The following is a 24173-nucleotide window of genomic DNA, read 5'->3' on the forward strand; positions in this document are numbered from 1 at the left end:
AGATCGAGACGGCCTCTCCCATGAAGATTTGTATTTACGGCGCCGGTGCGATCGGCGGCTGGATCGGTGCCGGCCTTGCGCAGGCCGGCGAACGGCTCAATGTGGTGGCACGCGGCGCGACGCTCGAAGTGCTGCAACGCGATGGCCTCTCGCTGATGCGCGGCGACGTGCGCACGCGCGTGCCGGTCAACGCAGTGGCCGACCCCGAGGCGCTCGGCGTGCAGGACCTGGTGGTCATCGCCGTGAAGGCGCCCGCGCTGGCGGCCGTGGCCGAACGCATCGGGCCGCTGATCGGGCCCGACACCATCGTGCTGGTCGCAATGAACGGCGTGCCGTGGTGGTTTCTCGAAGGCGGCTTCGGCGGCGAGATCACGGGCCGCCGGCTGGCCGCGGTCGACCCCGATGGCGCCATCGCCAAGGCCATTCCGGCGCGCAACGTGATCGGCTGCGTGGTGCATGCGAGCTGCTCGCTCGACGGACCGGGCGTGGTGCGGCATCACTTCGGCAACGGGCTGATCGTCGGCGAGCCTTCGGGCGAGGCCACGCCGCGCGTGCAGGCGCTGGTCGACCTCTTGACCCGCGCGGGCATCAACACCACGCTGTCGCCGCAGATCCAGAAGGACGTGTGGTTCAAGCTCTGGGGCAACATGACGGTGAACCCGATCAGCGCGCTGACCGGTGCCACCACCGACCTCATCATGGGCGACGACTACGTGCGCGGGTTCATCTCGGCCGTGATGCTGGAGGCCAAGGAGATCGGCCGGCGCATCGGCATCGAGATCACGCAGAGCCCCGAAGACCGGCACGAGGTGACGAAGAAGCTCGGCGCATTCAAGACCTCGATGCTGCAGGACGTGGAGGCCGGGCGATCGGTGGAGCTCGATGCGCTGGTGACGGTGGTGCGCGAGCTGGGCGAGTTGACCGGGGTGGCCACGCCGTTTACCGATGCGCTGCTGGGGCTGGCGCGGTTGAGGACGCGGCAGCTTGGGTTGTACTGAAACGGGCCGCCCGCGCGCGGCGAGTGGCGTCAGTGCGTCTTCAGCAAGACGCGCACCGCCTCGGGCAAGGAGTTGACCTGCGGCATGAAGCGGTCGAGCACGGCGCCAAGGATCACGGCGGAGATCACTGCGCCGAGCAGCGGCTTCCAGGTCAGCCGCACCGCGGCCATCAACCAGCCTTCGCGCGCCACGCGCACCGCTGCGCGAGCCGAGACATACGAGAACGCCACCTCGACGGCCACGGCCAGCAATGCGTCCCAACTGAAGTACAAGAGCGCGAGATAGCCGGCGCCGAAGAGCACGGCCACGCAGATTGCGAAGATCGCAAGCACCGGCACCACGATGATGGCGCCTTCGTCCGCGCCGCCCGCCACGTCGAGCACGCCACCGGCCACGTCGGACAGCACACTGCCGCCATCGGCAACATCGGCAACGCTCAGGTGATCGGATGAGCTCCCGCCGTTGAAGTCCATATCGGGCACATCGACATCCACATCGACGCTGCGCCCCTCGACCAGGCGCTTCGCCCACCAGCGCAGCACGAGCAAGTAGCCGAGGTAACCCACGCCCAGCGTGAGGAAGTAGCGCACCGCCAGCGAATCCACATGCAGCAGGTGCATCTGCAGCGCCGACACGCCCCACATCAGGAGGAGCGTGAACGTGCCGATCAGGATGCCGTGCGTGCGCAGGCTGTGGTTGCGGTGCAGGTCGCGCTCGACCTCCGTTTCCCAAAGGCGCACCGAGCGCCAGTTGGAAAGGATCTTCATTCGTCGGTGGGAGCGGCGAACGGCACGCGTTGGGCCACGGCGCACATGAGTTCGTAGCCGACGGTGCCCGCCGCCTGCGCGACCTCGTCGATGGAGAGCATCGCGCCCGTCGCGGCGGAGCGGCCCCACAGCGTGACCTCGGCGCCGAACTTCGCATCGGGCACCGGCGTGAGGTCGACGGTGATCATGTCCATGCTCACGCGGCCCACCATGCGGGTGCGCACGCCGTTCACCAGCACCGGCGTGCCGGTGTTGCAGTGGCGCGGATAGCCATCGGCGTAGCCGACCGCGGCAACGCCGATGGTGAGCGGCCCCTCGGCCGTGAAGTTGGAGCCATAGCCGATGGTGTCGCCGGCCTTGAGCGTCTGCACCGAGAGCAGTTGCGTCGAAAGCGTCATCGTGGGCTGCAGTTGCCAGTGCGCCGCGTCGTGCAACGGAAAGTCGGGGGCGCTGCCGTACAGCACGATGCCGGGGCGCACCCAGTCGCCGCGCGTCTGGTCGGCATGACGCAGGGTGGCTGCGCTGTTGGCAATGGAGCGCTCGCCCGGCAGGTCGCGCGTGGCGCGCTCGAAGGCTTCGAGCTGGTGCGCGATGCCGCGGGGGCCGTCGGCGTCGCTGAAGTGCGTCATCAGCGAGATCTCGTCGACCTGCGTCAGTGCGTTGAGCCGCGTCCAGGCCGAGCCGAAGCGCTCGGGCGTGAAGCCCAGACGGTTCATGCCCGAGTTCATCTTCAGGAAAACACGCTGCGGCTTGAGGGTCTTGTGCGCTGCGAGCATGTCGATCTGCTCGTCGCAATGCACGGTGTGCCAGAGGTCCAGTCGCGAGCACAGCTCCAGGTCGCGCGCATCGAACACGCCTTCCAGCAGCAGCACGGGGCCGCGCCAGCCCAGGGCGCGCACGCGCTCGGCCTCGGCCAGGTCGAGCAGCGCGAAGCCGTCGGCGCCGCGCAGGCCTTCATAGACCCGCTCGATGCCGTGGCCATAGGCGTTGGCCTTGACCACAGCCCAGACACGGGCGTCGAGCGCCGAACGGCGGACCCGCTCCAGGTTGTTGCGAAGGGCGGCGGTGTGGACGGTGGCAAGAATGGGGCGCGGCATGGGGTGCTCTGGGCAGGCTGCAGGCGGACTGGGGGTAAGTTCAGACCACGTTTTAGCATTTCCGGGAATGGGGTCGAATACGGAAGGGATGCCCATTTCCACGTCGTACCCCCATGCTATAACCGCCCATTCGCTCCGGACGCGACACTTTTTCACTACCGCCAGCAGACCCCTCTGGCCAGCCAGCCCATCGATGAAGCGCGGTTTCTACACGATCATGTCGGCCCAGTTCTTTTCGTCGCTGGCCGACCAAGCGCTTTTCGTTGTTGCCGTCGATCTCATGCGAAGTTCGGGCGCCCCCGAATGGCAGCGCGCGGCCCTGGTGCCGATCTTCGCGGTCTTCTACGTGGTGCTCGCGCCGCTGGTGGGCGCGTTTGCAGACGCGTTGCCCAAGGGCAAGGTGATGTTCATCAGCAACGCGATCAAGGTCGTCGGCTGCCTGATGATGCTGTTCGGCTCGCACCCCCTGTTGTCGTATTCGATCGTGGGCCTGGGCGCGGCGGCCTACTCGCCGGCCAAGTACGGCATCCTCACCGAGCTGCTGCCGGCCTCCCAACTGGTCAAGGCCAACGGCTGGATCGAGGGCCTCACCATCGCCTCCATCCTCCTGGGCATCGTGCTCGGCGGCACGTTGGTGGGTCATGCGGTCTCCAGCCAGTTGCTGGCCTTCGACTTCCCGCTGATCGACACCGGCATCGATTCGCCGGCCGAAGCCGCGATCTCGGTGCTGATCCTGGTCTACATGCTGGCCGCCTGGTTCAACACACGCATCCCGCACACCGGCGTCGAGATGCGACCCCTGCGCTCCAACCCCGAGCACAGCTTCGTGCGGAACCTCGCCGCGCTGCTGCCCGACTTCTGGCATTGCAATGCGCGCCTGTGGCGCGACCGCCTCGGCCAGATCTCGCTGGCCACCACCACGCTCTTCTGGGGCGCGGGCGGCAACCTCAAGTACATCGTGCTGGCCTGGGCTTCGCTCGCGCTGGGCTACAACACGACGCAGGCCTCGGCGCTCACTGGCGTGGTGACCATCGGCACGGCCGTGGGCGCCATCGTGGCCTCGATGCGCATGCGGCTGGACATGGCCACCCGCGTGATCCCGATGGGCATCGCGATGGGGCTGATGGTCATCTGCATGAACTTCATCGGCAACGTGTGGCTCGCGGTGCCGTTCCTCATCATCCTGGGCGGCCTGGGCGGCTTCCTGGTGGTGCCGATGAATGCGCTCTTGCAGCACCGCGGCCACAACCTCATGGGCGCGGGCCGTTCGATTGCGGTGCAGAACTTCAACGAGCAGGCCTGCATTCTCTTGCTGGGCGGCTTCTACAGCGTGTGCACCGGGCTGGGCCTGTCGGCCTACGGTGCGATCAGCGCCTTCGGCCTCGTGGTGGCCGGGTGCATGTGGCTCATCAAGCGCTGGCACGAGAACAACCTGAAGAAGTACCCGGAAGAAGTCGAGCACCTGCTGGCCATCGCCCGCAGCGACAAACATCATTGACCTTGCGCGACTGCGTTGGTGAGACGGCCGGCGCGCCGAGCGCCGAAGCCCCTTTTCTCCCGACGCCGCCATGCCCGCCCTCGCGCTGATCTTCAACGCCTTCGTCTGGGGGCTGTCGTGGTTTCCCTTCCGGCACATCGAAAGCCACGGCCTGCACCCGTTGTGGACCACGTGCCTCATCTACCTGGCCATCGCGACCGTGATGGGCATCGTGCGCCGCCATGCCTGGAAGAGCTTCGCGGCCTACCCGATGCTCGCGGTGCTGGGCCTCGCGGCGGGCTTCACCAACGTGGGTTTCAACTGGGCGGTGACGCAGGGCGACGTGGTGCGCGTGGTGCTGCTGTTCTATCTGATGCCGCTGTGGAGCGTGCTGCTGGGCTGGCTGCTGCTGGGGGAGCGGCCCACGGGCGGCGCACTCGCGCGCGTGGCGCTGGCGCTCACCGGGGTGGTCGTGGTGCTCAAGGCGCCGGGCACCGACTGGCCGGTGCCGTCGAGCCTGCCCGACTGGCTGGGCCTTGCGGCCGGCTTCAGCTTCGCGGTGACCAACATCGTGCTGCGCCACCTGCGGCCCGCGCCGGGCGAATCGCGTGCGCTCGCGATGTTCTGCGGCTGCACGTTCGTGGCGGGCATCGCGGCGCTGGTCGGTACCTCGCTTGGCGCCATCGCTTCGCCCCTGCAGGCTGCGCCGGGCTGGCTCGGCTGGGCCGTGCTGCTGGGCGCAGGTTTCGTGATCGGCAACGTGTGTCTTCAGTACGGCGCGGCACGGCTCGCGGCCAGCGCGACCTCGGTGATCATGCTGTCGGAGGTGCTGTTCGCCAGCGTCTCGTCGGTGGCGCTCGGCGCGTCCACGATGGACCCGCGCATCCTCACGGGCGGTGCGCTGATCGTGCTGGGCGCCGTCTGGGCCGCGTTTGCACGAACGCCGGCACGGGGCGATGATCGCGCCTCTGCGTCCACCTGAGGAACACCCCATGACCAGCGTCTACGACTTCGAGGCCAACCAGATCGACGGCAAGCCCGTGAAGCTTTCCGCCTTCAAGGGCAAGGTGCTGCTGATCGTCAACACGGCGAGCAAATGCGGGTTCACGCCGCAGTTCGCCGGGCTCGAAGCGCTGCACGAGAAGTACGCCGACCAAGGCCTCGCCGTGCTGGGTTTTCCCTCGAACCAGTTCGGCTCGCAGGACCCGGGCACCAACGAGGAAATCGGCGCCTTCTGCACCACGAACTACGGCGTGAGTTTTCCGATGATGGAAAAGATCGACGTGAACGGCAGCAACGCCGCACCGCTTTACCAGTGGCTCACCAAGGAGAAGCCCGGCTTGCTGGGCTCGACAGCCATCAAATGGAACTTCACCAAGTTCCTCATCGGGCGCGATGGCACAGTGCTCAAGCGCTATGCGCCGCTCGACACGCCCGCCTCGCTCACGCGCGACGTCGAGGCGGCGCTCGCAGCGGGCTGAGCACCCGCTTCACGCCCTCTTCAGAAGCGGAAGCTGGCGGTCTTCGCGCCGCCGCCCACCGTCACCGTCTGGCTCTTGGCCTGCCCGCCGGGCGTGGTGACATCGATGGTGTAGCGCCCGTCGGGAATGTCGATCAGGCATACCGGCCCGCCGGCGCGAAAGGCCATGGCAGCGGAGGAGTTGGTGTCGCCGCCCTTGATCGTGACGTCCACGCTGGCCATGTAGGCGCCGTCGGCGCGCGCAAACAGCAGCGAGAGCGGATGCTCCTTCATGGCTGCGCGCATTGCGTTCGATTCGTCGGAGCCGATGCCGCCGCAGACGTAGCGCGTCGGGCCGGCGCCCTGCCACGCGGGCATGGCGGACTGGGCGTGCGCCGCCACGGCACCGGCCACGCAAGCGCAGGCCAGCAGAACGCGTCGCAGCGGAAGTTGGGTAACGTGGGACATGGCACAGGCTCCTTGCAGATTCGGTGTCGTCATGATGCGCCGCAAGCGTCCGCCGCGCGAGTCGGACCGCGCCCTGCCCTGCTGTGCGATCAGGCCCTACCCTGCGCGCCCGCCACGCGATCCAGCGCGGCGTCCAGCAGCTCGACCCAGTGCCGAACCGGCGTCTCTCCGCTGCCGCTTTGCAGGTGCGTGATGCAGCCGATGTTGGCTGAGGCGATGGTGACCGGCTGCAGTTGCTTCAGGTGCCCCAGCTTGCGGTCGCGCAGCGGATAGGCCAGCTCGGGTTGCAGCACCGAATACGTGCCGGCCGAGCCGCAGCACAGGTGCGATTCGTTCATCGCCACGCGCACGTCGAAACCCAATGCACGCAGGTGCGTCTCGACGCCACCGCGCAGCTTCTGGCCATGCTGCAGCGTGCAGGGCGGGTGATACGCGACCACGCCTTCGGGCGCGCGCACGCGGGCCTTCAACGCGGGCACGAGATCGGGCAGCAGCTCGCTCAGGTCGCGCGTCAGTTCGCTGATGCGTTTCGCCTTCGCCGCATACGCCGGGTCGTGCTGCAGGATGTGGCCGTACTCGCGCACCGTGACGCCGCAGCCCGACGCGTTCATCACGATGGCTTCGACTTCATTGCGCTCGACCTCTGGCCACCACGCATCGATGTTGGCGCGCATCTGCGCCTTTCCGCCTTCCTGGTCGTTGAGGTGGAACTTCACCGCGCCGCAGCAGCCGGCCTCCTTCGCGATCACGACCTGGATGCCGGCCGCATCGAGCACGCGCGCGGTGGCGCTGTTGATGTTGGGCATCATCGACGGCTGCACGCAGCCCGCGAGCATCAGCACCTTGCGCGCATGCGTGGCGGTGGGCCAGGCGCCCGCATCCTGCTTCGCCGGCACCTTGGCCTTGAGCGCATCGGGCAACAGGCTGCGCACCGACTGCCCGAGCTTCATCGCGGGGCCGAAGAGCGGCGACGGCAGCCCTTCCTTCAGCAGCCAGCGCGTGGCCGATTCCATCGCGGGGCGCGGCACCTTCTCGTCGACGATCTTGCGGCCGATGTCCACGAGGTTGCCGTACTGCACGCCGCTCGGGCAGGTGCTCTCGCAGTTGCGGCAGGTCAGGCACCGGTCGAGGTGCAACTGCGTGCTGCGCGTCGGCGCCTTGCCTTCGAGCACCTGCTTGATGAGGTAGATGCGACCGCGCGGGCCGTCGAGCTCGTCGCCGAGCAGCTGGTAGGTCGGGCAGGTGGCGGTGCAGAAGCCGCAGTGCACGCATTTGCGCAGGATGGCTTCGGCTTCGCGGCCTTCGTCGGTGTCGCGGAATTCGGGGGCGAGTTCGGTTTGCATCGCGGGGTGTTGTCGTCTCTTTTTTATGCGTCTGCGAAAAGGCGGCCGCGGTTGAAGATGCGGTGCGGATCGAACTCCTGCATCAGCGCGCGGTGGATGCGGGCGATCGGGGCGCTCATCGCGTCGAAGCGGGGGATGTTGGAGACAGGCGTTCTGAACAGCGTGGCGTGTCCGCCTGCTGCGTGCGCGGCCTCGCGGATGCGTGCGGCTTGATCGGGCCGCGCCTTGTACCAGCGCTGTCCGCCGTGCCACTCGATCAGAGGCGCGTTGCCATCGATGGCGAGCACCGGCGCGGTCTGCGGCACCGACAGGCGCCAGAGTGCATCCGTTCCGTCGGAGGTGTCGAACCACGGCAACGGCTGGTCGCGCAGCGCCTGCCAGTCGGCGGCGGCACGTGCGTCGTCCTTGCGCTCGCCGCCGAGGTGCGTGCATGCCGCCTCCACGGCAGCAACCGCGCCGCGCAGCCGCAGGTAGAGCGCACCGGCTCCGCCGTGTTCAAACCAGCAGCTCGCATTCAGCGGCAGCGGCCGGCCGCCCCATTCATTGAGCAGCCGCAGCGCATCGGCCTGGCTGCAGGCGAATTCCAGCGTGGCCTCGGCCGGCGCGATGGGCAGCACCTTGAGGCTCACCTCGGCGATCACGCCCAGCGTACCGAGCGAGCCCGCGAGCACGCGCGAGACGTCATAGCCCGCGACGTTCTTCATCACCTGCCCGCCAAAGCTCAGGACATCACCGCGGCCGTTGACCAGCGTGGCACCGAGCACGTAGTCGCGCACCGCGCCCACGCTGGCGCGCGCGGGGCCGCTGAGGCCAGCGGCGACCATGCCGCCTACGGTGCCGCCGCTGCCGAAGTGCGGCGGCTCGAAGGGCAGGCATTGCCCTTTCCCTGCCAACGCGGCGTCGAGTTCGGCGAGCGGCGTACCTGCGCGCACGGTGACAACGAGCTCGCTCGGCTCGTAGCTCGTGATGCCCGTGAGCGCTGTGGTGTCGAGGATGTCGCCTTGCAGCGCCTCGCCGTAAAAATCCTTGGTGCCACCGCCGCGAATGCAAAGCGGCGTGGCGCCGGCGGCTGCGGCGCGGATGCGCTCTGCGATCTGGTGGAGAGCTGAATCCATGGTCTCTTTTTGTTGTTGTTCTCAGAAGCGCGGCAGATCGGGATGCGGCAACTTCCCGCCACGCACCACCTGCTTGCCGTACTCGGCGCAGCGCTGCAGCGTCGGAATCACCTTGCCAGGGTTCAACAACCCGGCCGGATCGAAGGCGCGCTTCACGCCGAACATCTGCTCGTTCTCGGCCGCGGTGAACTGCACGCACATGCTGTTGAGCTTTTCGACGCCCACGCCGTGCTCGCCCGACACCGTACCGCCCATCGCGACGCTGGTCTCCAGGATGTCGGCGCCGAAAAGCTCGCAGCGATGCAGCTCGTCGGGGTCGTTCGCATCGAACAGCACCAGCGGATGCAGGTTGCCGTCGCCCGCGTGGAACACGTTGCAGCAGCGCAGGTTGTACTTTTTCTCCATCTCCTGGATCGCGAGCAGGATGTCCGCGAGGCGCTTGCGCGGAATGGTGGAATCCAGGCACATGTAGTCGGGGCTGATGCGGCCCGACGCCGGAAAGGCGTTCTTGCGGCCGCTCCAGAATTTCATGCGCTCTTCTTCGCTGTTGCTCACCGCGATGGCGGTGGCGCCGCAGCCGCGCAGCACGGCGGTCATGCGGCCGATTTCCTCTTCCACTTCTTCAGGTGTGCCGTCCGATTCGCACAGCAGGATCGCCGCGGCATCGAGGTCGTAGCCCGCGCGCACGAAATCTTCGACGGCAGCGGTCATCGGCTTGTCCATCATCTCCAGCCCCGCGGGGATGATGCCCGCCGCGATCACCGCCGCGACCGCATCGCCGGCTTTGCGCACGTCGTCGAAGCTGGCCATGATGCAGCGCGCGAGCTGCGGCTTGGGCACGAGCTTGACGGTGACCTCGGTGGTCACGGCCAGCATCCCTTCGCTGCCGATGACGAGTGCGAGCAGGTCGAGCCCCGGCGCATCGAGCGCCTCGCCGCCGAATTCGATCGCGTCGCCCTCCGCAGTGAAGCCGCGCACGCGCAGCACGTTGTGCAGCGTGAGACCGTACTTCAGGCAATGCACGCCGCCCGAGTTCTCGGCCACGTTGCCGCCGATGGTGCAGGCGATCTGGCTCGACGGATCGGGCGCGTAGTAGAGGTTGAACGGCGCGGCCGCCTCGCTGATCGCGAGGTTGCGCACGCCGCACTGCACGACGGCCGTGCGGCTCACCGGGTCGATCTTCAGGATGCGGTTGAACTTGGCGAGCGACAGCGTCACGCCCAGCGCATGCGGCATCGCGCCGCCCGAGAGCCCGGTACCCGCGCCGCGCGCCACCACGGGCACGCCAAGCTGATGGCAGGTCTTGAGCACGGCGGCGACCTGTGCCTCGGTCTCGGGCAGGGCCACGACGAGCGGCCGCTGCCGGTAGGCGGTGAGGCCGTCGCACTCGTAAGGCGTGGTGTCTTCGGCATGCCAGATCAAGGCATGCGCGGGCAGGTGGGCTTGCAGCGCACGCACTACCTGCGACTGGCGCTCCGTTTTCTGTAGCGAATCTTGCTGGACGGCAGTGAGCGGCGCATTCATGCGGCGGGCCTCTTGTCTTTTCTGGCGGATGTCTCGGGGGTACCGCACTCTACGGAAATGCGGCGGCGCCGGGTTGAAGCTTTTTTGCGCCGCGCTTGAAAGAACTTTGCCGGCCGCCCGGCCGCCCGCTCAGCGCAGGCTCTGCGCAAGCCAGTCGACGAAGGCCGCGCACTCCCAGCGCTCGAGGGTGCCGGGCTGCCAGCAGATGGTGTGCCGGTGCGGCGACGGCACGGCCTTGTCGGAGAGCGCCACGAGCCGCCCCGATTCGAACCACGCAGCGCCCATCTTCTGCCGCACCAGCGCCACGCCGAAGCCGCTCGCGGCCGCGTCGTAGACCAGCCCCAGGTCGTTGAATTGCGAGCCGACATGCGGCTCGGGCTGGTCGATGCCGCAGTGCGCGAACCAGGTGCCCCAGGGTTCGAGCGGGCTGCGGATGAGCCGCGCGCTCGCGATTTCGGCGGCAGTGCGGAATCCGTCGAACGGGCCGAACTCGTTGAGGAAGCTCGGGCTGCACGCAGGCACCACTTCTTCCTCGAGCAACAGACGGTGTTCGCAGTCGGCATAGGCGCCGGTGCCGTAGCGCACTTCGAGGTCGGCCTGCTCCGCCGTCACGTCGAGCAGCGGGATCGACACCTGCAGCACGAGTTCGATGTCCGGATAGATGTTGCGGAACAGTTCGAGCCGGGGCATCAGGAACTGGCGGCTGAAGGTCGGCGTGACGGCGATGCGCAGCCGCGTGGCGCGCGGTGCGGCGTTGGCCAGCGGCGTGGCTTGCAGTGCCGCGAGGCCGGTGCGCACGTTCGCAAGGTAGGCCGCGCCGTCCGCCGTCAGGCTGAAGTCACTGCGGCCGAAGAGCTTGAAGCCGACGTGCGCTTCGAGTTGGCGGATGCGGTGACTGACTGCACTGGGGGTGACGCACAGCTCGTCGGCTGCTCGGCCCGCGTGACGCAATCTCGCCACGGCTTCGAAGGTGAGCAAGCACTGGATGGGCGGGATGTGCTGGAGGGCCATCGTCTTACGCTCTGATCTCTTGTTCAGGGCGCGTGCACAGGCCACCGGGTACTCCCCTCCGCGAATGTCCCCCGGGCTTCGCCCTCCTCCTTGATTTCGCTGCGGGGAGCACCCGATGCCCTGCGCACGCAAGGCGCTGTCGTGGTGCTGGCCGATCAATGACTGCACTGGACAACGAGCACGCCGATGGGGTGCCTTGCGCAGCGAAATCAAGGAGGAGCCGAAGGCGGGGGACATTCGCTTCGCCGCGTACCCCGTCGGCGTGATCGCGCCCTGGATGCCCCACTTCAGTCCTCGAAGAAGTTGACGGGCAACCCAGGCGTATCGACGCGCATCGAGATCACAGTGCCCGATGCCGGAAGCCGTTCGATCTCCGCCGCAGGCCGGCCCTTGCGACCGCTGGTGACAAACAGCGTCTTCAAATCGTCGCTACCAAAGCACGGCATGGTCGGGCATTGAACAGGCACGGGCACCGACGCCACGATCTCGCCCGACGGAGCGAAGCGCAACAGTTGCGCGCCTTCGAACATCGCGACCCAGTAGTGGCCTTCCGCATCGACCGTCGCGCCATCGGGCCGCCCTTCGTAGCGAACGGACGAGTCGGGTGTCCAGCCTTCGGGCTTGGCATCGAACTGGTGGAACACGCGGGCGTGCGAGAGCGCGTTGCCCTCGGCGTCCCAGTCCCATGCGCAGACCAGGTGCGCGGCGGTGTCGGCCCAGTACAGGGTGCGTGCGTCGGGGGAGAACGCGAGGCCGTTGGCGGTGGTGGACTCGTTGGCCATTTGCGAAAGCGTGGGAGCGATGTCGGTGCCGGGGCGCGCATCGAAGCAGTAGAGCGCGGCGTTGGCGCGGTCTTTCGCCTCGTTGAGCGAACCGCCCCAGAAGCGGCCGAGCGGATCGCACTTGCCGTCGTTGAAGCGCATGGTGCGCACGTCGTGCTCGACGCGCGCCATCGCAACCAGCTCACCGCCCCATTCGCGCGCGCGGTAGATGCCGTCGCGCAGCGCGATCACGAGGCCGCCGCTTCGGGCCGGCGCCATGCAGCCGGGTTCGGTGGAGAGCGACCATCGCTCGACGGTGGCAGCCGGTGTGCCGATCTCGCCGCGCGTTCGCAACACGGCGCGGCCTGGGATGTCGAGCCAGTAGAGGGAGCGTTCTTCGGGGTGCCAGAACGGCGATTCGCCGAGCTCGCAGAGGCTGTTGTCGAGGGAGGTCCACATGGTGGGGCGATTGTGCCCCTGGCGATGGCGGCGGCAGGCAAAAAAAAGCCCGCTGGCGCCGAAGCGCTCGCGGGCTGAACATCCAAAGGAGACCTCGCTTGAAAAACTCGTTACGAAGAATTGTTCTTGTGAAGAAAAAGGATGGTGGTCATCCGGCTGGGGAACCCCTGATGAGGGCTCCCCAGTGGCCGATCAACGGTTGTAGGCAGTCTCGCCGTGCGAGGAGATGTCGAGGCCTTCGCGCTCTTCTTCTTCCGACACACGCAGGCCGATGGTGAGGTCGGCGATCTTGAAGGCGATGAACGCCACCACGCCCGACCACACGATGGTCAGCAGCACGCCCTTGAGCTGGATCCAGACCTGGGCGCCGATGCCGTTGGAGACGACGCTGGCCGTGACCCAGTCGCCCACGAGGCCGGGGCCGCCCAGGGCCTGGGTGTTGAACACGCCGGTGAGCAGCGCGCCGACGATACCGCCGACACCGTGCACGCCGAACACGTCAAGCGAGTCGTCCGCGCCGAGCAGCTTCTTGAGACCGTTGACGCCCCAGAGGCAGGCGAAGCCGGCGATGAAGCCGATGACGATGGCGCCCATCAGGCCGACGTTGCCGGCGGCCGGGGTGATGGCCACGAGGCCTGCAACGGCGCCCGAAGCGGCACCCAGCATCGAAGCCTTGCCGCGCATCAGCGCTTCACCGATGCACCATGCGAGCACGGCGGCGGCGGTGGCCGAGAAGGTGTTCATGAAGGCGAGCACGGCGCTGGTGCCGGCTTCCAGGGCCGAACCTGCGTTGAAGCCGAACCAGCCGACCCACAGCAGCGAAGCGCCGACCATGGTGAGCGTGAGCGAGTGCGGCGTGAAGGCTTCCTTGCCGTAGCCCACGCGCTTGCCGATCAGGAAGGCGCCCACGAGGCCGGCGACGGCTGCGTTGATGTGCACCACGGTGCCGCCTGCGAAGTCGAGAGCGCCCCACTGCCAGATCAGGCCGGCCTTGGCGTTCTGTGCGTCCACCACGTTGGCGGCGGTGTAGGCGTCAGGGCCCATCCAGAACCAGACCATGTGAGCCAGCGGTGCATAGCTGAAGGTGAACCAGATCACCATGAACAGCAGCACTGCCGAGAACTTGGCGCGTTCGGCGAAGGCGCCCACGATCAGGCAGCAGGTGATGCCGGCGAACGTGGCCTGGAAGGCGGCGAACAGCAGTTCGGGGATGTAGACGCCCTTGCTGAAGGTTGCGCCGGCTGCGAACACGCCGGTGGCCGGATCGAAGATCCCCTTCATGAAGAGCCGGTCGAATCCGCCGATGAAGGCATTGCCCTCGGTGAACGCGAGGCTGTAGCCGTAGATGAGCCACAGCACGACGATCAGCGAGAACGTGACCATCACCTGCATCAGCACCGACAGCATGTTCTTGCTGCGGACCAGGCCGCCGTAGAACAGCGCGAGGCCGGGGATGGTCATCATGATCACGAGCAGCGTGGACAGCATCATCCAGCTGGTGTCGCCCTTGTTGAAGGACGGCGCGGGTGCCGCAGCAGGTGCTGCTTCGGCCGCGGCGGGTGCGGCAGCTGCTGCGGCGGCAGGCGCTGCAGCGGCGGGAGCGGCCGCGGGTGCTGCGGCAGCCGGCGCGGATGCGGCGGGCGCTTCAGCAGGCGCGGCGGGCGTCTGTGCAAAGCCGGAGGTGCCGGCGGCGAGAACGCTCAGGCCGAGCGCAAGAGAGACAAGCAGTTTTTTCATAATCGTTGTTCTTTCGGGCCAGACTCGATCAGAGGGCTTCGCGGCCCGTTTCGCCGGTGCGGATGCGTACGACCTGCTCGAGGTTGTAGACAAAAATCTTTCCGTCGCCGATCTTGCCGGTGCGCGCTGCACCTTCGACGGCTTCGATCACGCGATCGACCAGGTCGTCGGAGACGGCCGCTTCGATCTTGACCTTGGGCAGGAAGTCGACCACGTACTCCGCGCCGCGGTAGAGCTCGGTGTGGCCCTTCTGGCGGCCGAAGCCCTTCACCTCGGTGACGGTGATCCCCTGCACGCCGATCGCCGACAGTGCTTCACGCACTTCGTCGAGCTTGAACGGTTTGATGATGGCTGTGACCAGCTTCATGTGAACTTCTCCTTTGGATGGAAATGGAATGGTGCGGCAGCTTGGGCCGCACCTCGTTGTTCTTATTTAGAGCGTCTTCGTCAGCGTGAGGATGAAGCGCGCCTTGTTCGGCGAGTAGTACGTCGTGCCGAAGGTGCCGAAGTCGGGGATCTCGATGCCCGGGTTTGCGACGACCTGGTAGTTCGCCTTCTTGTTGGCGCCCTGCACCGAGCCGGTGAGCGACAGGCCGTTGCCGAAGTCGTACGAGGCGCCGACGTTGTAGTCGACATAGCTCTTGTAGCCCAGGCTGCGGATGTCGCTGGACATGTTCGTGAAGCCGACCGCCGCCTTCAGCGTGACCTTGGGCACGATTTCCTTGCTGTACGCGAGGTTCAGGTAGCCGGTGTTGCGGCCCTTCAGGCCCGAGCCGAGCTTGTTGCCGGCGTAGCCGAAGTAGTCCTTGGAGACGGTGTGCGAGTACTTGGCGGTGAACGAGCCGAAGGTTTCGTTGGCGTAGGTGGCGCCCAGGTAGAGCTCGGTGGTGTTGCCCACGGAGTTGCCCGGGTAGATATAGGTGAGCGCACCAACGTCCATGTCGATCGGGCCGGCCTTGAACTTGTAGCCGCCGTACAGGTCCGTCTCGATGCTGTTGCCCTTGAGCCAGTTGACGCTCGAGTTCCAGTTGCCCACGTAGAAGCCGCTGTCGCCGAAGGCGTAGTCGAAGCCGCCCTGGATGGCGGGCTTCAGGCCGCGGGTCTTGGCGTAGTCGTTGCGGCCGATCATGTCCTGGTCCTGGCCGCGGAACTTGTAGTTCGTGGTCAGCGAGATGTTGCCGGTCAGCGAGGGAGCCGGGGCCGGCGCCGGATCTGCCGGAGCCGTCTGCGCCAGGGCGGCGCCCGATGCGGTCAATGCAGTGGCCAGAACGATCAGCGCCTGAACGGCGGAACGGTGCGTCATCGGGAAACTCCTCGCAAGTAAGTAAGTGTTGGGGACCTGACACCCTCAAAGCAGGGAGCGTGCCAAAGTGCACGAATACCTTCATCCAGCAGGAAGCGAATGGCTGCCGATGAGCGCCAATTCGTTACAAGCGTTGTTTCGATCGGTTGCAGGCACCAGCGTGCCGCGCGGCCGTGGGGTCAACAAAAGATGGATGCACCATCTTGGGGAGAGGGAGAAAAATGAGTCTGTCTTTGGTGCAAAGCCGCGCTTTGCTTGGGCTGGAAGCGGCCGATGTCACGGTCGAGGTGCATCTGGCGAACGGTTTGCCCAGTTTCACGCTCGTGGGGCTGGCGGAAACCGAGGTGAAGGAATCGCGCGACCGGGTGCGCTCGGCCATCCAGAACGCGGGGTTGGAGTTTCCAAACAACAAAAAAATCGTCGTCAGTCTGGCGCCGGCCGATTTGCCAAAGGATTCCGGCCGCTTCGATCTGCCGATTGCGCTGGGCATCCTCGCGGCCAGCGGGCAGATCCAGGGCACGCGGCTGGCGGGGCACGAGTTCGCGGGCGAGCTGTCGCTGTCGGGCGAGCTGCGGCCGGTGCGCGGCGCGCTGGCCATGGCGCTGGCGCTGCACACGCGCGGCGTCGCGACGAAGCTGGTGCTGCCGATGGACAGCGCGCAAGAGGCCGCGCTGGTGCCCGGCGGAGAGGTGTACGGCGCGAGGCACCTGCTCGATGTGGTGCGGCAGTTCCTGCCCGAGGACGACAAGGCCGCGGCACCCGAGCCCTCCGACGATGGCTGGGCGCGGATCCACGTCACACCGGGCATCGCCGCATCGCAGTACGCGGACCTGGCCGAGGTCAAGGGCCATGTCGGTGCCAAGCGCGCGCTCGAGATCGCCGCGGCCGGCGGCCACAGCCTGTTGATGGTGGGCGAGCCGGGCTCGGGCAAGTCGATGCTCGCGCAGCGCTTTGCGGGCCTGCTGCCGGTGATGAGCATCGACGAGGCGCTGGAGAGCGCGGCGGTCGCCAGCTTGGGCGGGCGCTTCGCGACGGAGCGGTGGATGTGCAGGCCGACTTCGGCGCCGCATCACACCTCTTCCGCGGTGGCATTGGTGGGCGGCGGCTCGCCGCCGCGGCCGGGCGAGATTTCAAGAGCGCACCACGGCGTGCTGTTCCTTGACGAATTTCCCGAATTCGCGCGCTCTGCCTTGGAGGCGCTGCGCGAACCGCTGGAGACCGGCACGATCACGATCGTCCGTGCTGCGCGTCGCGCCGAATTCCCTGCGCGCTTCCAGCTGATCGCGGCGATGAATCCCTGCCCTTGCGGCTATCTCGGTTCGTCGCTGAAGTCTTGCCGCTGCACGCCGGACCAGGTCTCGCGTTACCAGGGCAAGCTCAGCGGGCCGCTGCTGGACCGCATCGACCTGCACATCGAAGTGCCGGCGGTGTCGGCGGAGCAGCTGCTCAACTCACCTCCAGGCGAATCGACCGAGAGCATCCGCAGCCGCGTGGTGGCGGCGCGCGAACGCGCGATGCAGCGCCAGGGCCACGCCAACCAGAACCTGCAGGGCAGCGCGATCGACAAGCATGCGGAGCTGGACGCCACGGCGCTCAAGTTCATCTACAACGCGGCCGCCAAGCTGGGCTGGTCGGCGCGCAGCACGCACCGGGCGCTGAAGGTGGCGCGCACGATTGCGGACCTGGCTTCGTCGGAGACGGTGCAGGTCGTGCATGTGGCGGAGGCGGTGCAGTACCGCAGGGGGTTGCACGGCGTGGCGTGAGGCACGCCGCGCCGACGACCGGGGCTACAACAGGCCGCGCGCGCCCAGGTTGCGCATCAGCGCACTCAGCCCGAAAGTCCAGCGCGGCGCCTGATCCGAATGCACGACGCGGTTGAACAACGCGCCCAATTCCGGCGCACCGACGCGCACATGGTCCCCCACGACATGAGTGAACCCCTGCCCCGGCCCATGCCGGTCCTGCGTCGGCGCAAACATGGTGCCCAGAAACAGCATGAAGCCGTCCGGGTAGTCGTGGTGAATGCCAACAGCCTGCGACACGATGTCCAGCGGATCGCGGCTGATCTTCGTGAGCGAGCTCGAGCCTTCGAGCACGAAGCCTTCGGGCCCGGTCACCTGGAGCCCCACGGTGATGCGCCGCACGTCGGCGATGCCGAAATGCTCGTCGAACAGGCGGATGAATGGACCGATCGCGCACGAGGCGTTGTTGTCCTTCGCCTTGCCGAGCAGCAGTGCGCTGCGGCCTTCGAAGTCGCGCAGGTTGACGTCGTTGCCGAGCGCGGCACCCAGCGTCTCGCCGCGGCTGTTGACGGCGAGCACGACCTCGGGCTCGGGGTTGTTCCAGACCGAGCCCGAATGGATGCCCACGTCGGCGCCGGTGCCCACGGCGGCGAGCACCGGGGCCTTGGTGAAGATCTCGGCATCGGGGCCGATGCCCACTTCGAGGTACTGCGACCACACGCCCTGCGCGATCAGCACTTCCTTCACCCGTGCAGCCTCGGGCGAGCCGGGCACGATGTCGGCGAGGTTGTCGCCGAGCACCTTGCCGATGGCCGCGCGCGTGGCCTCGGCTTTCGACGCATCGCCGCGAGCCTGCTCCTCGATCACGCGCTCGAGCAGGCTCGCCACGAAGGTCACGCCGCTGGCCTTGATGACCTGCAGGTCGCAGGGTGCGAGCAGCCAGGGCTTGCCGTTGTCGCGCGCGGTCTCGTCGCTGTTGGCGAGCACGGCATCGAGCGCGGCGATGCGCGGCGCCTTGCCGCTCTTGAGCGCTTCGCGCACAGCGGCGGACGGCGATCCCTTGGCTTCGAGCAGGTCGCTCATGGTCGGCGCGAGCTTCGACAGGTCATGCAGGCCGCCTTCGTGCACGGCCACCAGCACCGGGCCCACATCGGGTTGCCAGATGCGGCCGACCAGGGTGGCGCGGTCGGCGTCGGTGGGAAGGCTGGTCGCGGGCGAGAGGTTCAGGGCCATGGTGCTGTGTGTCTCCGTTGATGGTGTTCAGTGGTGCAGCGCGCGAACGAGCAACGAGGCCGGTGCGCGACGCCGCATCGTAGCGTCGGCGGTGCGTCCGCGGGCGCACCGGGACACTGGGTTCAGTGCCCCGCCCCGTGCGCCTTCGCGGCGCGTGCGCGCGCCACCTGCGCGGGCAGGTCGGTCCACGCCGGCTCCTGCGGTGCGAAGCGCGCGCGCATGTAACCGGCCAGCTCGGCGATCTGCCGGTCGTCGAGCGCTTCGCGGAAGGCCGGCATGAAGCCGATCTCGCGGTTCGCCGGCTCGCGCACGCCGTCGAGGATGGTGCGCAGCAGGTTGTCGGGCCGCGCGCTCGTGAGGCTGCTGTTGAGCGCGAGCGGCGTGTTCACGCCCAGCAGCGTGGGGCCGTTGCCGTCGTGGTGGCAGGAGGCGCAGGCGCTGTCGAACATGCGCTGCGCGGGGCCGAGCAGTTGGCCTTGCGTGCGGGCGGCGTTGTCGACGGCCTGTTGCGCGAGGGCTTGCGGATCGGCGGCAGGTGCGGGGTTGAAGGAGCCGAGGTAGGTCGCCATCGCGCGCACGTCGGCGTCGGACACCTGCCCGAGTTCGCGCACCACCTCGGCCATCGGGCCGCCGGCGATGCCGTGGCTTTGCGTGTGGCCGTTGCGCAGGTACCGGTAGAGCTCTTCGGTGTCCCATGGCACGGCGGACTTCGACAGGTGCGTGAGCGCGGGCGCCTCCCAGCCGTCGACCATCGCGCCCGAGAGAAACGCGCTGCCGCCCTGCTCCGCCCCGAACGCATTGCGCGGCGTGTGGCAGGCGCCGCAATGGCCGAGGCCGTTGACGAGGTAAGCGCCGCGGTTCCACTCGGCGCTTTGCGTGGCGACGGGCTGCAGCGGTGCGGGGTCGTGGAAGAGCGCGTTCCATCCGGCCATCAGCGGCCGCATGCTGAACGGGAACTTGAGTTCGGACTTCGGCGTTTCCGCGCGCACCGCGGGCATCGACATGAAGTACGCATAGAGCGCCTGCAGGTCGTCGTCGCTGGTCTTGGCGAACGCGGTGTACGGAAACGCCGGATACAGGTGATGGCCGTCGCGCGAGACGCCTTCGCGCATCGCGCGCTGGAACGCGCTGAAGGACCAGCGGCCGAGGCCGGTGTCGGCATCGGGCGTGAGATTGGTGGTGTAGAGCGTGCCGAAGGGCGTGTCCATCGCGCGGCCGCCCGCGTTGGCCGCGCCGCCGGGTGCGGTGTGGCACACCGCGCAGTCGCCGAGCGCAGCGAGCACGCGGCCGCGTTCGATGGTGGCTTCGCTGTAGACCGGCGCCGTGAGCGAAACGGGTGCGATGGCGGAGCGCCAGCCGAGCAGGCCGGCGATGACGCCGATGCCGCCGATGAAAAGCGCGGCGCCCGTCGCCCACACACTTTTGCGCCCAGGCCAAGGCGCATCCGTCTTGCTCCTTCCCCTTCCGGGGGAAGGTTGGGATGGGGGCACAGCGGCGTCACCACTCGAGCGCCGCACGCCCCCACCCCCGCCCTCCCCCAGAGGGGGAGGGAGCGCCCCCCGGTTCAACTCGGCCAACACCGTCTCCGGCGTGAACGGCGGCGCCCTGAACCGCACCCCCGTCGCATCGAAGATCGCATTCGCAATCGCAGCCGTCCCCGGCACCGACGACGACTCGCCCGCGCCCAGCGACGGCTCGCCCGGCCGCGGCATGTGCATCACCTCGATCACCGGCACGTCCCGGAAATTGATGATCGGGTAGCTGCCCCATTCGCGGCTCGCCACCACGCCGGTCGGCAGCACGCCCGGCAGCTGCGCGCCGCCCGACGGCGTGCCCTGCTGCGGCGCGAATTTCACCTCTTCCATGAGCGCGCGGCTCGTGGTCTGGATCACGTTGCCGTGCACCTGGTGCTCGACGCCCGCGGGGTTGACCATCAGTCCCGCGTCGTGCCCCACCACCACGCGGCGCACATGCACCTCGCCGGTCTTGCGGTTGACCTCCACGTCAGCCACCCACGCGGCCCATGCGGCGCCGAAGCCCGGCCACTTGCTGTGGATGTAGCGCGCGTACGCAAAGCCCTGGCCAAAGAGGATGTCGCCGCCCTCGCCCAGCCCGCCGTCCGCGTTCTCCTGCGGGCCGGTGCGCATGCGCCAGCCGGCCTTCTGCGCGGTGGCCTGCACGAGCTCGACCGCGCGCGGATCGTTGAGGTGGCGCAAGCGAAACTGCACCGGATCGACGCCCGCGGCCGTCGCCAGCTCGTCGATGTACGACTCGTGCGCGAACGAACTCGGCAGCGCCGACACGCCGCGCAACCACGAGGCGCGCACGATCGGCGCCATGTCGTTGACCTTCACGCGCAGGTTGTCGTAGCTGTAGGGCGGTCGCGCGGTGCGGTCGCCCATCTCGTAGGCCTGCGCGACCGGCTCGATGGTGCGCGTGAGCAGCAGCGCGAGCGTGGGTGCGCCGTTCGATGGATAAGAAGTCTCGAAGTCGTAGGCGGCGATGCGGCCGTCGGCCATCAGGCCGCCATCGACTTCCATGAGTTGCGCGGCGCCCTTGGGCTCCCACGCGTGTTCCTGTTCGCGCGTGAGCTGCACGCGCACCGGCGCACCGACGGCGCGTGCGAGCAGCGCCGCATCGGCCGCCACGTCGTCGGCGCCGTTGCGGCCGTAGCAGCCGGCGGCTTCCATGCGGACCACGTCGACCTGCACGTCGTCCACGGCCATGAGCTTCGCCAGGTCCGCGCGCAGCACGTGCGGGTTCTGCGAGCCGGCCCACACACGCAACTGCACGCCGCTGTCGTCGGCCGGTTGCCAGTCGGCCAGCGCGCACGAGGGGCCGATCGAGGCGTGCATCTGGTAGGGCCATACGTAGGTGCGCGGCATCGGCTTCGCAGCCGAAGCAATGGCGCCATCGACATCGCCTTCGTCGACCAGCAAGCGCTGCGTCGAGGGGTTGTCGCGCAGGGCCTGCGCGACATCGGAAAGGTCGGGCATGCCGGGCCACGGCTTCCAGGTGACGCGCAGCTCGCGCAGCGCCTGCTCGGCGTGCTCCTCGCGCTCGGCGACGATGCCGACGAAGTCGCGAACCACGACGACGGCGCGGATGCCGGGGATGTGCGCAATCGACGATTCATCGACCGACTCGAGCGTGTTGCCGATGAAGTCGCCGTGGTCCGCGCCCGCGTACGGCGGACGCACGACGCGGCCATGCAGCATGCCGGGCACGCGCATGTCGTGCACGAACACGAGCTCGCCCGCGAGCTTGGCGGGAATGTCCACGCGCGCCTGCCGCGTGCCGACGATGCGGTAGTCGGCGGGGTCCTTGGGCTTCGCGGCGGGGTCGAGGCGCAGCACCGTGCGCTGATGCGCCACGAGGTCCGCGTAATTGATGTGGCGGTCCGGTGTCTCCGTGACGCGCACCACACCGTTGCGCACCTGCAGCGCATCGACCGCCATATCCAAGCGTTCGGCCGCGCGCGCGAGCAGCCACGCGCGCGCCTGTGCAGCGGCAAGGCGCAGCGGCTGCGCATGGATCTGGATCGATGCGCTTGCGATCGTCGCGCCCTGGTTGGGGACGCGCGCGGTGTCGCCCAGCATCATGCGCACGCATGGCATGCCAAGGTCGAGCTCTTCGGCCACGATCTGCGCGAGCGCGGTCTGGATGCCGGTGCCGAGATCGACGTGGCCGTTGAGCGCGGAGACGCTGCCGTCGTCCCACACGGCGATCAGGACCTCGTCGCCTTCGATGGGATTGCCGGCGATCGCCATTGGTTGGCCCTTGGCGGGCGCCGGCGCGGGCGGCGTCTCGCGCACGACGAGGAGCACGCCATCGGCGGCGAGGAACTCCGCGCGGGTCTGCGGCAGGTCGGCGCGGCGTGTCACAGGCTTGCTCCCTCTCCCCTCGGGGAGAGGCTTGGGGTGAGGGAAAGCGGCGATAGCAAAGGCTGTGCTTGTGCGAAGGCCGATGCCCTCACCCTAACCCTCTCCCAGAGGGAGAGGGAACAAGACAGGGAGCGGGGACAAGACCGGCCGCTCATGGATTCACCTTTGCGCTCATGCGCACGGCCGCGCGCTGCACGGCGTCAAGGATTTCAATGTGCGTGCCGCAGCGGCACAGGTTGCCCGACAGTTCGCTGCGGATGCGCGCTTCGCTTGCATGCGGATCGCGCGCGAGCAGCGCCGCTGCCTGCATCACCATGCCGTTGAGGCAATAGCCGCACTGCGCGGCCTGCGCTTCCTCGAAGGCGGCCTGCACCGGATGCCAGCGCCCGCGCATGCCAAGGCCTTCGAGCGTGGTGACAGCTCGCCCGGCCACGCCATGCGCAGGAATCACGCACGAACGCGCAGCCACACCATCGACATGCACCGTGCACGCACCGCACTGCCCCAACCCGCATCCGTACTTCGGCCCGTTGAGCCCAAGGTCGTTGCGCAGAACGTGCAGCAGCGACGCCTCGCGGGACACGCCCGCGAGCGACTGGGCCTGCCCGTTGACCTGCAGGTGCAGCGGCTCAGCGCCGCAACTGGCCGTCACGGGTGTACATCTCCAGATCCACGAAGGTCGAGCCGTTGTGGTTCTTCGCGCTGTAGTCGATGGGGAAATCGCCGAAGCGCGTGCTGCCGATGCTCTCGAGCCCCGCGATGAAGCTGTCGCGCGTGAGCGTCTTGCCCGCGCGGCGCAGGCCCTCGACCATCACGCGCGCGACGATGTAGCCCTCCAGCGTGGTGTAGCTGTCGATCTTCTCGCCGAACTCGGCGCGGTCGCGCTGGTAGTCGGCCACGATGGGCACGCGCTGCGCGTTGGGCGGCGGCACGATACTGGCCGTGACCAGGCCCGCGAGCTTGCCGTCCAGCCGCTTGGCCGAGCCGGCCGCATCGGTGATGCCGACCGAGAGCGTGTACAGCGGCGCGCCCACGCCGCCCGCGCGGTAGTCGCGAATGAAGGTCTCGACCATGCGGCCGGCCATGATCATCACGACCGCGCCGGGCTTGGCCGCGGAGATTTCGGTGGCGACCTGTTTCGCGTCTTCCGCGGTGATGGCCAGCGGCAGCGTCTTGACCACCTGCACCTTGTATTCGGCCGCGAGCTGCTCGCAGGTGGCGAGGTTCGACTTGCCGAAGGGGCTGTCCTGGAACACCACCGCGATCGACGAGATGCCGATGGTCGAGAGGTGGCTGATGATCTTGCGCAGCTCCAAGTCGTAGCCCGCGCGCACATGAAAGAGGTAGCGATTGACCTTGGTGCGGAACGAGGTGGTGCCCACCAGCGGCGCGAACATCGGCACGCCCGCCTTCTCGGCGAGCGGCATCGCCGCCGCGAGGTTGCCGGTAGCCACGAAGCCGGTGAGCGCGAAGACCTTGTCCTCGTCGATCAGCTTGGCGGTGTTGACGGCCGTCTTCGCGGGGTCGTAGGCATCGTCATACGTGACGAGTTCGATCTTGCGGCCGTTGATGCCGCCCGACTTGTTGACGCGGTCGAAGTAGAGCTTGATGCCCGCGCGGTAGTCGACGCCGAAGTCCTTGGCCGGCCCGCTGAACACGGCCGACTGGCCGATGCGGATGGTGGTGTCGGTCACGCCGTTCTCTGCGCGTGCCGACCGGAGAAGGCCCGGGCCCAATGCCAGGGCTGCGCCGCCCGCCACCATGGCGCGCCTTGAAATCGAAAGCTTCATGCGTC

Annotated in this window: 20 protein-coding genes; 5 read left to right on the forward strand and 15 right to left on the reverse strand. The window is 68.0% G+C overall.

The features are described 5' to 3' along the window. Window positions 1-20: 20 nt before the first annotated feature. A complete protein-coding gene (locus QF040_RS23715; RefSeq protein WP_429613073.1) occupies window positions 21-998 on the forward strand; it encodes a 2-dehydropantoate 2-reductase in 978 nt (325 codons plus the stop codon). Window positions 999-1027: 29 nt separating this feature from the next. Here the strand turns inward: QF040_RS23715 and QF040_RS23720 are convergent, their stop codons facing one another. Continuing rightward, on the reverse strand, window positions 1028-1765 hold the full coding sequence (locus QF040_RS23720; protein WP_429613074.1) for a hypothetical protein: 738 nt from the start codon (window positions 1763-1765) through the stop codon (window positions 1028-1030). Then, window positions 1762-2862 carry an alanine racemase gene (gene alr, locus QF040_RS23725; RefSeq protein ID WP_429613075.1) on the reverse strand — a complete coding sequence of 367 codons (1101 nt, stop codon included), beginning with the start codon at window positions 2860-2862 and terminating at the stop codon, window positions 1762-1764. Before alr ends, QF040_RS23720 begins: the two co-directional genes overlap by 4 nt. A gap of 193 nt (window positions 2863-3055) precedes the next feature. Here alr and lplT point away from each other — a divergent pair, with 193 nt between their 5' ends. From lplT to QF040_RS23740, 3 genes are all read left to right on the forward strand, one after another. Then, window positions 3056-4360 carry a lysophospholipid transporter LplT gene (lplT, locus tag QF040_RS23730; RefSeq protein WP_429613076.1) on the forward strand — a complete coding sequence of 435 codons (1305 nt, stop codon included), beginning with the start codon at window positions 3056-3058 and terminating at the stop codon, window positions 4358-4360. A 70-nt stretch (window positions 4361-4430) separates the two neighbouring features. Further along, window positions 4431-5321, forward strand: coding sequence for a DMT family transporter (locus QF040_RS23735; RefSeq protein ID WP_429613077.1), 891 nt, complete (start codon window positions 4431-4433; stop codon window positions 5319-5321). 10 nt (window positions 5322-5331) lie between these two features. Next, window positions 5332-5820 carry a glutathione peroxidase gene (locus QF040_RS23740; RefSeq protein ID WP_429613078.1) on the forward strand — a complete coding sequence of 163 codons (489 nt, stop codon included), beginning with the start codon at window positions 5332-5334 and terminating at the stop codon, window positions 5818-5820. A 20-nt stretch (window positions 5821-5840) separates the two neighbouring features. Here QF040_RS23740 and QF040_RS23745 read toward each other — a convergent pair whose 3' ends face one another. The 9 genes from QF040_RS23745 to QF040_RS23785 all read right to left on the reverse strand — a co-directional run bounded on the left by QF040_RS23745 (window position 5841) and on the right by QF040_RS23785 (window position 15519). Then, window positions 5841-6266, reverse strand: a complete 426-nt coding sequence (locus QF040_RS23745; RefSeq protein ID WP_429613079.1) for a carboxypeptidase regulatory-like domain-containing protein — start codon at window positions 6264-6266, stop codon at window positions 5841-5843. Window positions 6267-6355: 89 nt separating this feature from the next. Beyond that, window positions 6356-7609, reverse strand: coding sequence for a glycolate oxidase subunit GlcF (gene glcF, locus QF040_RS23750; RefSeq protein WP_429613080.1), 1254 nt, complete (start codon window positions 7607-7609; stop codon window positions 6356-6358). Window positions 7610-7632: 23 nt separating this feature from the next. Further along, window positions 7633-8724 (reverse strand): glycolate oxidase subunit GlcE, encoded by a 1092-nt coding sequence (gene glcE / locus QF040_RS23755; protein WP_429613081.1) that lies wholly within the window; start codon window positions 8722-8724, stop codon window positions 7633-7635. A gap of 21 nt (window positions 8725-8745) precedes the next feature. Then, a complete protein-coding gene (locus tag QF040_RS23760) occupies window positions 8746-10248 on the reverse strand; it encodes an FAD-linked oxidase C-terminal domain-containing protein (protein ID WP_429613082.1) in 1503 nt (500 codons plus the stop codon). Between the two features lie 129 nt (window positions 10249-10377). Further along, a complete protein-coding gene (locus tag QF040_RS23765; RefSeq protein ID WP_429613083.1) occupies window positions 10378-11259 on the reverse strand; it encodes a LysR substrate-binding domain-containing protein in 882 nt (293 codons plus the stop codon). Between the two features lie 287 nt (window positions 11260-11546). Next, window positions 11547-12479: an SMP-30/gluconolactonase/LRE family protein gene (locus QF040_RS23770; RefSeq protein ID WP_429613084.1), complete on the reverse strand. Its 933-nt coding sequence runs from the start codon at window positions 12477-12479 to the stop codon at window positions 11547-11549. 192 nt (window positions 12480-12671) lie between these two features. Continuing rightward, window positions 12672-14216, reverse strand: coding sequence for an ammonium transporter (locus QF040_RS23775; RefSeq protein ID WP_200861448.1), 1545 nt, complete (start codon window positions 14214-14216; stop codon window positions 12672-12674). A gap of 28 nt (window positions 14217-14244) precedes the next feature. Further along, window positions 14245-14583, reverse strand: coding sequence for a P-II family nitrogen regulator (gene glnK, locus QF040_RS23780; protein WP_007833403.1), 339 nt, complete (start codon window positions 14581-14583; stop codon window positions 14245-14247). Between the two features lie 66 nt (window positions 14584-14649). Then, entirely contained in the window at window positions 14650-15519 is an 870-nt protein-coding gene (locus QF040_RS23785; protein ID WP_429613085.1) for a TorF family putative porin, read from the reverse strand. Between the two features lie 221 nt (window positions 15520-15740). On the opposite strand from QF040_RS23785, the gene QF040_RS23790 reads away from it, so the two are divergent. Continuing rightward, on the forward strand, window positions 15741-17282 hold the full coding sequence (locus tag QF040_RS23790) for a YifB family Mg chelatase-like AAA ATPase (RefSeq protein ID WP_429613086.1): 1542 nt from the start codon (window positions 15741-15743) through the stop codon (window positions 17280-17282). Window positions 17283-17306: 24 nt separating this feature from the next. On the opposite strand, the gene QF040_RS23795 is transcribed toward QF040_RS23790, so the two are convergent. The 4 genes from QF040_RS23795 to QF040_RS23810 form a co-directional block, all read right to left on the reverse strand. After that, window positions 17307-18494 (reverse strand): fumarylacetoacetate hydrolase family protein, encoded by a 1188-nt coding sequence (locus tag QF040_RS23795; RefSeq protein WP_429613087.1) that lies wholly within the window; start codon window positions 18492-18494, stop codon window positions 17307-17309. Between the two features lie 122 nt (window positions 18495-18616). Next, window positions 18617-22378: a molybdopterin cofactor-binding domain-containing protein gene (locus tag QF040_RS23800; protein ID WP_429613088.1), complete on the reverse strand. Its 3762-nt coding sequence runs from the start codon at window positions 22376-22378 to the stop codon at window positions 18617-18619. Window positions 22379-22529: 151 nt separating this feature from the next. Then, on the reverse strand, window positions 22530-23030 hold the full coding sequence (locus QF040_RS23805) for a (2Fe-2S)-binding protein (RefSeq protein ID WP_429613089.1): 501 nt from the start codon (window positions 23028-23030) through the stop codon (window positions 22530-22532). Continuing rightward, window positions 23008-24168, reverse strand: a complete 1161-nt coding sequence (locus tag QF040_RS23810) for an ABC transporter substrate-binding protein (protein ID WP_307651433.1) — start codon at window positions 24166-24168, stop codon at window positions 23008-23010. Before QF040_RS23810 ends, QF040_RS23805 begins: the two co-directional genes overlap by 23 nt. Window positions 24169-24173 lie beyond the last annotated feature (5 nt).

The organism is Variovorax sp. W2I14 (genome assembly GCF_050435205.1).
Taxonomy (GTDB): domain Bacteria; phylum Pseudomonadota; class Gammaproteobacteria; order Burkholderiales; family Burkholderiaceae_C; genus Variovorax; species Variovorax paradoxus_C.